The following is an 11,987-nucleotide window of genomic DNA, read 5'->3' as shown; positions in this document are numbered from 1 at the left end:
AGCCCCGACAGGACCGGGGTTCTCTCTCCCGCAGCGCCGGTTACCAGGAAAGAGAACCGGGAGTAAAGATCATGAACCCTCACGCGACGCGCAATGGCGAACGCGTTGACCCGGCGCGGGTTCGTTGGTTAGTGACGGGATCATTTGGGTCGCCACCGGCGGCGTGGCCCCGGTACAACGTTTCCTTTTGGTGTGGTCCGTTCGGGGTCGAGGTGTGGCGACACGGCCGTGTGGAGCGTGTGGGCTAGTCGGTCGATCCAGTCGGTATCGGTGACGGTGTGTTGGAACAGTCGGTCGTGGTAGAGCACGATGGTCGGTCGGAGTGGGTTGGCACAGTTGGCCAATACGTCCGGCGGCCGGTATTCCACCGTCACTCGGTCGTCCCGCAGGGTGTCCGACAGGCTCTGAAAACCACCGGGACTCGATTCAGACCTGGTACCGCCTACAGCCGTTTCCACGCCGCTATCGGAGTTGGTGGTGAGGAAGAGGAACACGTTTGAGGTCGACACGTCGAGGCGTCCGTGGAACCGGTAGGCCTCGTGGCGGATGGTGCCGAGGTTGAACGTCCCGATGGGGAGATAACGAACCGGCATACGCACTCACCGCCCCCACCTGCTGTTCGGTTGATTGTGTTTGCGCGTGGTCCCGTTGGTGTCCGTGGTGTTGTTCCCACGGCTGCAGGTTCATCCGCCCGTGCGTTTGAGTGTGCGCCCGTGTCTGGGTCGGTGTCTGCACTCGTGTTTGTGGGTTTAGGGAGCCGTCGCGTTCGCTGTACCCGTTCCACCGTGAGGGTGTGGGTGTGCGTTTGTGGAAGAGTGCCTCGATGGCGTGGACAAGGCGGTCGCCGAGGGCGAACGACTCCCGCCTGTCTCGTGGCATGAGGCGTTGTTGTGCGGGCGTGCCGGTCCAGACGGGCCGGTCGCAGGCCCTAGCGTCCCATTGAATCGCCCCCAATACCGTCGAAACCCCGTCAGAGTTGATCGCGAGGATGGTGGCTGAGGTGAGCGAGGCTTGCCGTAGCTCGATGCGATGGTCTTTCCACTGGATCGCGGTCAACACTTGTCCGTGGGTGGGATAGCCTCGCTTTTCTGGTTCTGTGGTGTCACCCAGGCGGTGCTGGATGGGGATTTCTTGCCGTTCGTACACCGACCGTCGCGGCCGGGAGACCCGTCGGTGGTCGTATGGGCGAGAAAGTGACGTGTTCTGGTCGGTGGGCTGCTCGTGGTGGGCGGGCTGCCGGTAGGCAGGCTCAGGGCCGACGGGCTCGTTGTAGTTGTAGGCGGATTGCTGGCGTCCCGAACGCTGGTAGGTGTCGGTGCGTCCGTGGTAGGTCGAACGCCGTTCGGTCGATGTTTGGCTGGTGGGCCATTGATTGGTGAGCGTTTGGTTCGCTTGACGCTGGTGGGCGTTCTCGTGGTGGGTTGAACGTTGCTCGGTGGGCCGGTTTCCGGTGGTGTCGTGGTGGGCGGACAGTTGGCGGGCCGGTTGTTCGGTAATGGCCTGGGCAGGCCGGGCACCCACCGACTCGCCCGATGCATTACCTCTCAGCGGCTGGTGGGCGTTGTGGTTCTGGTGGGTTGAGGACCGGTAGGCGCTGCTGAGGTAGGTGACCGGCCGTCCGGTCGTACTCCAACCCTCGAATCCTCGGGCGCGACCGGTGGGCGGCTTGACGTGAGTGGAGACTTGCCGGTTCTCGATCGAATCGTGCTCCTGTGAAGAGTCCGACGATGACCGTTGACCACCCAATCTTGGGGCGGTAGCGGTATCGGTTGTGGCACTGCGACCCGCCATTTGGTAGCTGCCCACGACAGTCTGCTCGGTTGTATTTCGGTCGCCCAATGCCCAGTCGGTGGTGTTCTGCCCGGCGGCGAAGTAGCGTTCCGAATCGTGGTGGTGGTTCGAGTCGTGATGGCCGGTGGCCTGTTGTTGCGAGTCATGGCTCGGCGTTTCAGGAACAGTCGCACTGTTGCGTGGCGAACCACCGGTACTTGTAGCGCCGTTCTGGGACGCTGTGGTGACGGTGGTGAAGCCCGAACGCATCTCCCACGCCTTCGAGCGGGTGAGGATCATCGATACCGCTACCGGGTAGGCGATGAGAAGGACTTCATAGACGGCGAACAGGTCGTGTGAGTTGATATTCATTGCACCGCCTCCACGTCACAACCAGCCGGTTTGATCGATTCCCTGTCGTGGTCGGACGGTTCTGGCGGTCCTGTCGGCTCAATATCGGGACAGACACGAATCCTGTTGGTCTGTGCGGTAGCAGCGAGGCGCACAATCCGGGATTGGACCTCGTCGGGAAGTCTCCGTCCGTTGTGTGGATGGATGACGGTTCTGGACGTGTGGACGAGTGCGGCGAATTGACCGTCGACGGTGACCCATACGGTTTGTCGTCCGAAGCGTTGAATAATGTCGACGCGGGAGCCCTCCCACGACAAAGTGCCTATCAGTTCAGGCATGTCAGTGATCTCCATTCTCCCCAGGCTTGGGGGATCGGTGAGAAATACAGAGACAGTCGAATTGAGCCGGCCCACCGATCACCACCTATCCAGCCGAATCCTGCGTTCCACTTGCCCTTCCCACAGCGGAGTCACGAGCGTTATATGTCCACTCGTGGCCCGCATTTGGGCACGACGGGATAGCCGCGTGTCCCTGACGGATTCAAACTCTGACCCGTTTTTGGACACACGCCGATTGGGAATTAGCTGGTATAAGCGGTGATTGCGGTGATGATGCCGGTTAGGCGACGATTCAGTAGTAACTGACGCGCCCGGCGACACCGGCTCGTGACTGGAACTGAGCGTGCGAATGCACTACGATGAGTGAGAACACGAGACCTCCTTTCGGGGTTTTGTAGTTTGAGGGCGACTCGCCAGTCGTAAGTTGGTTGCTTGGTGCTGGCGAGTCGCTGCCGTCGACAATCCGGATGATTGCCAAAGACCCCGGGCAACCGTCGGGATTACCCAGCGATCGTTAGTGTCGCGTATTGCTAACACAATGTCAATAAACACAAGCGCGTGTCGCGCAAACAAAAACCCGAGCCAGGTGTCAAATACCCGACTCGGGAGGTCGTGCGATCATGCACGCGCAGCGCACCAGCGGTTGTTATAGGTGATTTGCCCAGTCTTCCTCGCTTGACTTCGCCGCGTTTGACGTTGACAGGATCTCGTCCATGTTCTGTAGCGCTTCCTGGAGTGTCCCAATGCCATCGGATACCAGGCTGTTGCTGGGGCCTTCCGAAGCCAGCTCGATGGTGGCAAGCGCTTTTTCGATTTGACCGCGAGCGCCTTGAATTTGGGCGTCGCATTCGGTGTGGATGGAATCGGCTATTTCGCGAACTGGTTCTTCTACTTAGCCGTTTCTGGGGATGTTTTCAATGCAGTGCCGTGGCTGATGACCGTCGACGACTACCGGCGCGGTAGCTCGAGACTCGCATTGTGAGGCAAGAGATGTGGTCCGTCATGGGATCACGGTCTCGATGAGAGGATGAGCATGGTGGGGCGTGCTGTTATGGAGGAGAGCCTGTCTGACTAGCTCCTACGGGATTTGGCGGACATTGACCGATAGCTCGCGGATCCGTCGTCATGGTGGAGTGGGGGAGAAGTGGCCTATAGGGGGCGCTTCCGGCAGTGCGGGCCGACTTTGGTTTCACGACATGTGGCAAGAGATCGGCTTTCGCATCGTGCGGGTCCGCGCCGGAGAAATCAACATGACGGAGTGGAAGATCGCTGTCTGGACAGAAAAAGGGCCCTGCCTAAAGCAGGACCCGCAGAATAATTCGCCCGACTAATTCAGGCTGAGTGAGATTGTTTAGCTGACCGAGCGACGCCGTGCGACGAAGAACAACACTGCTCCAGCGAGGAGAGCGGCAGCGCCGCCGATGATTCCGTAAGTCAATGCGGAACCGGTGACTGGAAGATCGTTGTCGCTGTTGTTTTCGTCGACGTTCTTTACAACATCAGGCGAGTTGAGGCCGATGACTGCGGAGTTGTTGTCATAGTTGTCTTCGTACCCTGAATCGGAAACGGGACTGTTGGCATTGATCGCGAAAAATGCTCCGTCAGTTGTTGATTCGGCATCGGAGATCGTTACAGAGAATTCTACTTCTGCGGTACCACCGACTTCTACTTCGCTGAAGAAGCACATGAGATCATATTCTTCCAGACCGTAATCGTTTTCGATAGATTGTCCGAAATCCGATTCGCAAAAGTTTCCACTCTGGCGGTCATTGTTGAATTCGTCCACTTCAACACCGCTTGGGAGCTGAACTGGTAGGCGGTACTGGTAGACGGTTGCACCCGTTCCGATAGCCTTAGCCGGGCCATTGTTAGTGACAGGTATTGTGACGTCGACGGTGTCGCCCTTGTCTCCTTCAATATTGACCGGCGATACCTCAAGGTCGTAGGGGTTGTCACTAACCGTCAAGCGCAGCAGCCCATACCAGTCCGCATCGTAGTGATCACCATTCACCGAAATATCGGTTTCCTTGATTTCCAGCTGATTGTCGCCTTCCAGATCAACTGTCAGGTTGTCCACGGTTTCTTGGTCGATGAACGAAGTCGAGAAAGAACATGCGCAGACGTTCCACGGAGAACCGAGGGCGTTGTCCGCAATCTCGTACGACAGAGGAGTTTCATCGTCAATGGAGTACGTCGCGCCTTGCGTCCAGTCAACGTCGGGGACGTAGCAAACGACGGAGGAGGTACCGACGTGGTTCTCTTCCGAGTATTTGCAGTTGTCGTAGTCTGCGACTGGGGAGGCACCCTCGAAGTTCATCCCGACAGGGCTGAAGGGAGCGCCAGCGCGAATCGCTACTACGTTGGGGCCCTGGGGAACGGTTCCATCAAGACGGAACGGAGTCTCCACGTTTACTGTTTCGCCCGCCTGAACATCAGTATTCTCGAACTCGCCATGAATGAACGGCCGGGTCGATTCACCGGAATCGGAGGCGGAAACGTTAAACGTTTCCGTTTCATTGAGGAGGGTGTGTTCACCCCACTGGACAGTGGCCGTGTAAGGGTACGATCCGGGCTCCAAGTCCTCAGAGGCTTCGACTTCGAAGTACAAAGTCGGGTCGGCTGCCGCAGCATTGTACGCGCAGGAGAGGGAGTTGTCAGCTTCGATGCATTCGTCACTGCCGGCAGGTTCGGTGACTGCGAAGGATTCGGGTGGACCATCCACAGCGAACGAGATCATGACGGGCTTGCTGGAGGGACCTCCATCCGAGTCGACGTCGAACGTGAACTCTCCCCCGGCGAAACCACCCGGAGTGTCGAGGTCCATCACGTCCCAGGTCATATCGGCCGTGCCGAGATCGTTGTCTTGAGCCAGTGCCGGAGCTGTCAACCCGACCCCGGTAACAGCGGCGAGGGTCAATGCCGCGGTGGCACGCGGAAGGCGCCGAGAGGATGTCGTCAAATTAGTATTCATTCGTCTCGCATTTCCGTATAAAGGAGATTGAGATTCCGGCGCATCGGCCGGAGGAGTAACTTCGCCAGACTATCTGCGGGGATCTTGGTTCCGAACCTGAGACGGGTTCTGAAATGGGATGGAGGCCAAATCGTAATAGGCTTCAGGTTGCGGTGATATGGGCTATATAGGCACGAGGGAAATGGTCGACCTACGAACCCCCGACCTGACGGGTTTCAGACGGTTCCCAAGGTCGCCATGCGTACCAGCGGAAGTGAGCTGAGTTGTCTCGGCGCCGACTATCAAGGCACGACCACCGCGACAGTGGACGCCGAGACGCAAGAGTCCAGGTCCGTTATCGGGACTTGTACGGCAATGAGCGTGGCGAGCCGGTTGACACCTGGGTGAACAATCGAGGGTTCCTAGGCGGGACAGAAGATCCGTCCGGTCTGACGCGTGTGGGGCGAGAGAATACGACCCGGCCCCGGCCCCGGCCCCGGCCCCGGCCCTGGGCAGATTCATTTCGTCTGACCCGATTGATTCGTAACAAATGGGCGGGTACGCCTATTCGAATCACTCGCCGGTAACGTTTTCGGATCCATCCGGCATGTTGGTCGGGCATATCAACGGTCAGTCCTGTATTGACGGCGACTGTTCCTATCACAACAGCGATGGAGGCCTTCGCGATGACTGCGATGAATATCAGAGCTACGCCAAGTGTGGTCAAGGCGTAGGATCGTCGACGCCTAGCGACCAAGCCAAAGCCAATGATCTCGCTGACCAAAACATGGATCCGGACCAGAAGGAAGAGGTGGAGGAAGCACAAGAAGTCCTCAATACTTCTGTGATGGATGTCGTCATCGATGTAGCAGGTGAGGTACTTAAGGACCTCATTGGCATCAACGACATCATGGCCTGTGTCGGGGAAGGTGACATGTGGTCCTGCGCGACCATGATCATGGATCTCATTCCGTGGACCAAGGTCATCAAACTCGGCGCCAAGTTGTGGAAGGCCGCTAAACGGATCTATAAGGCTGTTACGGGCTTTCAGGACAAGCTTGCCTCAGCTCGCCGGACGATTAGCAAATACCACGATGCCGTGAAATCTGCTTCCGGCAAATACTTGAGCAAAGTCAAAAGTAAGAAGAAAGGAAGACAGAGCGGAAAAGACGATGCTCCCTCCTGCGGTGTCGGTAATTCGTTTACCAAAGAGACGCAGGTCGTCATGGCTGATGGGACAACCAAGCTCATCGACGAGGTCGAAGCCGGTGAGAAGGTGCAGGCGACCGACGAGGAGACCGGTGAAACCGTTGCCCGGGAAGTCGTGATGACCCGAGAAGGCACGGCTGAGCGACTCTTGGTCGAGTTCGATATCGACACCGACGGTGACGGGGAGACCGATGAGTCGATCACCGCAACCGATGAGCACCCGATGTGGACGGCTGATCCGGCCGAGGTTCCTGAATCCGACCGTTTCGGAGACAATCTTGGTGCTATTGATCGTGCTGATGATCTGCAGCCGGACCAGATTGATTACGCTGACGGCTCCGGTTCCGGAGGCGGCGGGCCGCCTGCTGAGGGCCGTAGCAATATCAATTTGGTTGAGCAAGACGATGATTCGTATGGTGCGCCCGATGACCTAGATGGTGAGTCTGTAGTCGGCGATGAGCCCTTGACGGGGCAGTGGACGGAAGCGGTAGACCTCAAGGTCGGGCAGCTCCTACGGACAAGTTCCGGAACCTGGATTCAGATCAGTGCGATCGAATCCTGGACTGCGGAGACGACGGTCCACAACCTCACGGTCGCCGATCTCCACACTTACTACGTCGAAGTCAGCGGAACTGACTTCCTCACCCACAATGCGGGTGAGTGCCCGAATTCTGGGCTACCGCACGGAAAAATGGGGGAAGCATCCACTGAGAAGGAACTACAAGCAGAAGGATATAAAAATATAACTAGTGAAGTACCATTCCAAACGGATGGTGGTACCGAATTTCGAGCTGATTTCGTCGCACAAGAGTCTGATGGGAACTGGAAAGCGTTTGAGGTTAAAACTGGGCCAGGGGCCAAGCTGACCTCAAATCAAATGATTGGTTATGACTAGATGTCGGAGAATGGGGCTACCCTTCGAAGTAGCAGGGTGCCAGGCCTGAGGAAAGGAGATAGAGTGAAGATGTCTCTTCAAATTGAATTGTGGGAATGCCCTCTGTGCTAGTGTCATCATTTGACCGAGCCTTTTATAAAGGAGGATCGATGGGGTCCAAAATAGCGATGATGCTTATTGGCCACAGTATTCCTGATAGACCGTTTGAAAACTTGGAGGATACCGACTTTGAGAAATCACGGGATATAGCTTCCCGTATTCTCGGTGATGCTGTATCGCCGACTGGTGATATTATGCTAGATTTCGCTGTTTGGCCGCAGCCTAATATCGTATGCGTAGCGAGTCTTCCAGGTTACGATATCATTTCAACAAGGTCATTGGCTCATGATTTGCCGTCGGAAACCTACAGACAGTTTTCTAACTTGATAGATGGGCGTGATGTAGTTTATGTGGCAATGCATAGTATGGAAGATTGGGCTTCATTCGGTATCTGGCGAGGAAAGTCAGTGCGTCGAATGGTTAGTATGAGTCCAAGACTGGGTATCTTGGAAAATTTTGGTAGACATTTCTCATTTGAGAATACTTTCTGGGCAGGGGAACGATCAGTGCCAGATTATTCTCTCGAATTCCATCCAATTGATTTTGGGAACGAGGTTCTTCGTGAGTTTTTTGGATTTGTGCTAGAAGGCCGCGTAGACGAGCAATGCATTGACCTGGAGGAAGTATTGCTTCCCTCGTTCAGGGCCGCTGAGGATACCTATTGACCCATCGCTTTAAGGTTTCTGGTTCGTTATCCATGTCATGGATGCCGGAGCTCTGAAGCGAGACATGAGAAAGCTGCCCCTGTCGCCCAGGAGGGCCTGCGTAAACGCGGTATGGTGGCGGTATTCGACGGGATGCCCGATGACGAGGCCGCCAATACCACATCCTTTTTGAAAACTTCGGTGCGTTCCCAGGCTGCAATAGGACTGCTGTAAATGAGTTCGTATAAGGGCGCGGCTCTGTTGAGGCACGGCTGTATTAAAGATGCGAGCGCGAATGACGAGTAAATATTGAGTCGGAACTAGATGGTTCTTAGTGTGTATCGGACGTGCTTGCCGTGGAAGTATGATTTGATTCGGTCGCTTTGCTTTTGAACGCTCCAGAAGAACGACCGTACAGGGGCTTTCATCCGCCGTACATCGGTTATGGACTGGTCGGCCAGATCCCGTTTGAGGTCGGCGTTGACCATCTCGTCGGGGTTCAACTGAGGAGAATAGGGAGGCAGAAAGTGCAGTTCAATCGCCTCCGAACGGGCGGCTACCCAGTCCCGGACGGCTTTAGACCGGTGTACGGAGTGTCCGTCGAGCACGAGGTGGATCTTCGGCTTCACTGTGGTGATCAGGCGGTTGAGGAACGTCAGGAACACGTCGGTCGTGGCCGAGCCTTGCCAGGCGGTGAACATCATCGTTCCTTGCATGGAGATGGCGCTCATGGCGTTGATGCCGAATCTGTTTCCCGTCTGTGTCGGAACCGGGGTATGGCCCCGGTGTCCCCAGGTGCGGCCATATAGTTGGTCGGAGCGGACTCCGACCTGGTCGGCGAAGAAGATCAACGCTCCTTCGTCTTTCGCTCTCTGCCGCAGCAGAGGCCAGGACTGTTCGACCCACACGCGCTGGGATTCACAATCGGCCTCCACGGCGCGCTTATCCGGGCGTTGGAGGCTAAATCCCCACCGTGTCAGGAGTGTGCGCATGCCTCGATCGGTGTAGATGGCTCCGAACAGTTCCCTGGCCAGGACGGCGACTGTACGGGCGGTCCAGAGCCTGCCGACCATGCCGACGTCGTCAGGCGTGTGTGTCAGCAGCCTGTCGAGGAGGGCCTTTTCTTCGGAGGCGGTCATTCTGGTGCCCTCGCCGGGCCGCCGGCCCGGCCGCCGCGACCGGAGTGCCTCCCATCCGCCTTGTCCGTATCGGTCTTGCCAGTTGGCGATGGAATCGGTCGATACGCAGAAGACTCGGGTGGCCTCATCAGGGTCCATGCCGTTAACGACAGCGTGCATCACGCGCAGGCGCAGGGCTTCTTGGGCGACAGGCGACAACCGCCGCATGTCCATGCCGGGAGAATCATTCATATCAAGGACTAACGAATGAGGAACGATCAAGTTCCGCCTCAATATCCTAGATGTGGCACAATAAGAATGCCATGTATAGGTTTCCTTTCTGTTGGGAATAGGGGTAGGTTTAACCGTGATGTTTCGATGGCACCAATCGGTGGAAATTCACAATGGCTCCATTCAGATTGCTGACGACCTGCTTAATCGAAGAAGGATATGATGTGATTGGATTACATAGTATGTAGAGAGTCACTTCCTTGGGGGTTTATTCATGTGGAGGGAAAGCCGATCACCCCAAGCTCAAATCATCCTGAAATCGACGAATCAGGAATCGTTCTCGTAGATAATGAAATGCTCGTATCGGCATATGAACCTGGTGACCTTCCAGTTGTTCTTTCGATTCGAACGTCCTGCGATCAGAGATTGCTTGATGAGGGAGTTCTTAATCATGTTGTGTCTCATGTAATAGAGAGTGATAATGGGCAGTTTTATATTTCTGATAACCTCTTTGAGAAGTTTATTGTGAGATGTTATGTCAATGAACAATCTGCGACTATATCCTTTTATATGGATGACACCGTATGGGAATCTCGACATGTGGTCGTAGTGGTTCACGGCATGACTGATCAAAAAGTTGTGGTGGATGAAGTAACTGATCGAGGGTATTTGGACGGTCGCAGCACATTGTAAAGGCACAGTCTGTCATTTAATCGTACTGAGGATTTTCTGGCAACCGATTATTGACTTTTCCAAATCTAATGCCGCGTGGTTGGTCGAGATGAGATCTCATAATGCAGAAGTTCACATTTATACCAATGCGCCATAGGTTGAGACTGACCAGTCATAATGCTGTGAACCTGAAATGGGTTGTCTACTTCAGGCATATGAACAGGAAGGCGTCAGCGGTATGACTGGCGGAAGTATGCGGGTTATAAAGTCGCGGAGCTGGATGTCATCCAAATCCCACGAGCACAAGACTAGTGCCGTTCCGTGCTCAAGATGCAGTGATGTGCTAAATGGTTTGGGAGTTAAAGTGACATTATGGATCGATTTTCTGAACTCGCACTGGACGAACTACGTTATGCGGGATGGCATGAAGGTCGTTCGATTGGTATATCGGACTACTGCGCCGGTATTGTGAATGCGGGGTATTCAGTGCATGAACACGGGAAAGAAGTTCTTACTGAGTTTGGTGGATTGACATTGCGTTCTCGCCCGGGTTGGATACCAGAATTCGAAGACCCACTTTCTTTTGATCCAAGAACTGTAGCAATGGGTTATGAAAACTCAATCTCGAAAGTTCTCGGCGGAATCTGGATGCCGATTGGATCCTGGGTATACTATTCCGATGTATTTATAGAATCGAGTGGTTTTGTTATTGCTACTGAGTTTGACTTGGTTTGGAAGTTGGGGGAGTCTATTGAGCAAGCAATAGAGTTCTCTGTGACCGTTAGTACGAAGTTTGATTGTATTGCAGTGTTGAAAGATGGTGTTGAACCCTGGGGGCCGGATCTGAAATAGTAAGCCCTCACCAAGAGGTTTCTACTGAGGACTTTCGGGTAACCTCTTGTTGACTTTTTGTATGTCTGGCGCCGTATGCTTGGTCGAGTCGAGACCCCATAATGCATGCTTTCATATTTGTACCAATGTGCCATGGATTGAGACTGACCAGTCACAATGCTGTGAACTTGAAACGGGTCTTTTGTTGAAATCATTCCAAAAGAGGTTATGCACATTCGGTCATATCGCTAGCCGTGTCGATACATGCGATACGCTCATTACGTACCAAATAGGAAGGCATGCAATGGGTATCGAAATTCGCCGAGTAGGCCGAGACGATTTTGACGACGTACTTCCCCTCGTCGCCGATTATCAGCGCTTCTATAAGCAGCAGCCGGACGAGCAACGGAATCGGGAGTTCTTCGGACAGCTGGTCAACGACGATTCTGCCGGTCTCCAGCTTGTGGCCCGCGTCGATGGCACCGCCGTCGGCTTTACGACGCTGTACTGGGTCCGATCCTCCACGACGGCTACGGTCAATGCCTTGATGAACGACCTGTACGTAGCACCAGAGCACCGTGGTGGTGGAGCTAAAGGTATCGGGGCGCAGCTCATGCGTGCTGCTTCAGCAGCGGCCGCCGAGCGCGGTTACCAGACCATGGCTTGGGAAACCGCCCCCGACAATTTTTCCGGCCAGTCCCTGTACGACCGGTTCATTAAGGACGAACCGGGTTCGGGAAGCCGCGAGATCTGGTATCACTATGGATACACCGCCCCAGAAGCCTCCTAAGTCAAAGGCGCTCAGCGGTTTGCGGCACACTGGATTATATTGAGGTGTGGGGTGCCGCGACCATCGACCGGTCGGCCGAGACTGTGATC

General features: G+C 55.3%; 10 protein-coding genes. 5 read left to right on the top strand and 5 right to left on the bottom strand.

Translation table 11 applies throughout. From position 1 onward, the window contains the following. Positions 1-140: 140 nt before the first annotated feature. The 4 genes from HALAL_RS0102530 to HALAL_RS0102510 all read right to left on the bottom strand — a co-directional run bounded on the left by HALAL_RS0102530 (position 141) and on the right by HALAL_RS0102510 (position 5,196). Positions 141-509, bottom strand: coding sequence for a hypothetical protein (locus HALAL_RS0102530; protein WP_156937564.1), 369 nt, complete (start codon positions 507-509; stop codon positions 141-143). Beyond that, the gene (locus HALAL_RS0102525) at positions 463-2,142 is read right to left on the bottom strand and encodes a hypothetical protein (protein WP_025272494.1); all 1,680 of its coding nucleotides are present in this window, start codon (positions 2,140-2,142) and stop codon (positions 463-465) included. The genes HALAL_RS0102530 and HALAL_RS0102525 overlap by 47 nt, the downstream gene beginning before the upstream one ends. Beyond that, positions 2,139-2,459 (bottom strand): hypothetical protein, encoded by a 321-nt coding sequence (locus HALAL_RS0102520; RefSeq protein ID WP_025272493.1) that lies wholly within the window; start codon positions 2,457-2,459, stop codon positions 2,139-2,141. The genes HALAL_RS0102525 and HALAL_RS0102520 overlap by 4 nt, the downstream gene beginning before the upstream one ends. 1,351 nt (positions 2,460-3,810) lie before the next feature. Continuing rightward, positions 3,811-5,196 carry an LPXTG cell wall anchor domain-containing protein gene (locus HALAL_RS0102510; protein ID WP_169732392.1) on the bottom strand — a complete coding sequence of 462 codons (1,386 nt, stop codon included), beginning with the start codon at positions 5,194-5,196 and terminating at the stop codon, positions 3,811-3,813. Positions 5,197-5,959: 763 nt separating this feature from the next. Between HALAL_RS0102510 and HALAL_RS0102505 the strand changes: the two genes are divergently transcribed. Further along, complete coding sequence (locus HALAL_RS0102505; RefSeq protein WP_025272490.1) at positions 5,960-7,513, top strand: hypothetical protein; 1,554 nt, start codon at positions 5,960-5,962, stop codon at positions 7,511-7,513. Positions 7,514-7,662: 149 nt separating this feature from the next. Further along, complete coding sequence (locus HALAL_RS0102500; protein ID WP_025272489.1) at positions 7,663-8,277, top strand: DUF6928 family protein; 615 nt, start codon at positions 7,663-7,665, stop codon at positions 8,275-8,277. A 299-nt stretch (positions 8,278-8,576) separates the two neighbouring features. On the opposite strand, the gene HALAL_RS16425 is transcribed toward HALAL_RS0102500, so the two are convergent. Continuing rightward, complete coding sequence (locus HALAL_RS16425) at positions 8,577-9,626, bottom strand: IS630 family transposase (RefSeq protein WP_029767251.1); 1,050 nt, start codon at positions 9,624-9,626, stop codon at positions 8,577-8,579. Positions 9,627-9,833: 207 nt separating this feature from the next. On the opposite strand from HALAL_RS16425, the gene HALAL_RS18400 reads away from it, so the two are divergent. The 3 genes from HALAL_RS18400 to HALAL_RS0102475 all read left to right on the top strand — a co-directional run bounded on the left by HALAL_RS18400 (position 9,834) and on the right by HALAL_RS0102475 (position 11,898). Continuing rightward, entirely contained in the window at positions 9,834-10,298 is a 465-nt protein-coding gene (locus HALAL_RS18400) for a hypothetical protein (protein WP_156937563.1), read from the top strand. A gap of 351 nt (positions 10,299-10,649) precedes the next feature. Then, positions 10,650-11,129 (top strand): SUKH-3 domain-containing protein, encoded by a 480-nt coding sequence (locus HALAL_RS17940; protein WP_084471821.1) that lies wholly within the window; start codon positions 10,650-10,652, stop codon positions 11,127-11,129. A gap of 283 nt (positions 11,130-11,412) precedes the next feature. Further along, entirely contained in the window at positions 11,413-11,898 is a 486-nt protein-coding gene (locus tag HALAL_RS0102475) for a GNAT family N-acetyltransferase (protein WP_025272485.1), read from the top strand. The last annotated feature ends 89 nt before the right edge of the window (positions 11,899-11,987 follow it).

Origin of the sequence: Haloglycomyces albus DSM 45210 (genome assembly GCF_000527155.1) — a bacterium.
Lineage (GTDB): Bacteria > Actinomycetota > Actinomycetes > Mycobacteriales > Micromonosporaceae > Haloglycomyces > Haloglycomyces albus.
Note: the sequence above shows the minus strand (reverse complement) of the source record. Positions and strands in the feature narration are given on the sequence as shown.

What these genes read in the sequence shown, in the direction of transcription:
- HALAL_RS0102500 (WP_025272489.1), top strand. Translation starts at nt 7,663, where the DNA reads ATGGGGTCCAAAATAGCGATGATGCTTATTGGCCACAGTATTCCTGAT.
- HALAL_RS0102505 (WP_025272490.1), top strand. Translation starts at nt 5,960, where the DNA reads ATGGGCGGGTACGCCTATTCGAATCACTCGCCGGTAACGTTTTCGGAT.
- HALAL_RS0102525 (WP_025272494.1), bottom strand. Translation starts at nt 2,142, where the DNA reads ATGAATATCAACTCACACGACCTGTTCGCCGTCTATGAAGTCCTTCTC.
- HALAL_RS0102520 (WP_025272493.1), bottom strand. Translation starts at nt 2,459, where the DNA reads ATGCCTGAACTGATAGGCACTTTGTCGTGGGAGGGCTCCCGCGTCGAC.
- HALAL_RS0102475 (WP_025272485.1), top strand. Translation starts at nt 11,413, where the DNA reads ATGGGTATCGAAATTCGCCGAGTAGGCCGAGACGATTTTGACGACGTA.
- HALAL_RS16425 (WP_029767251.1), bottom strand. Translation starts at nt 9,626, where the DNA reads ATGAATGATTCTCCCGGCATGGACATGCGGCGGTTGTCGCCTGTCGCC.
- HALAL_RS0102510 (WP_169732392.1), bottom strand. Translation starts at nt 5,196, where the DNA reads ATGATCTCGTTCGCTGTGGATGGTCCACCCGAATCCTTCGCAGTCACC.
- HALAL_RS17940 (WP_084471821.1), top strand. Translation starts at nt 10,650, where the DNA reads ATGGATCGATTTTCTGAACTCGCACTGGACGAACTACGTTATGCGGGA.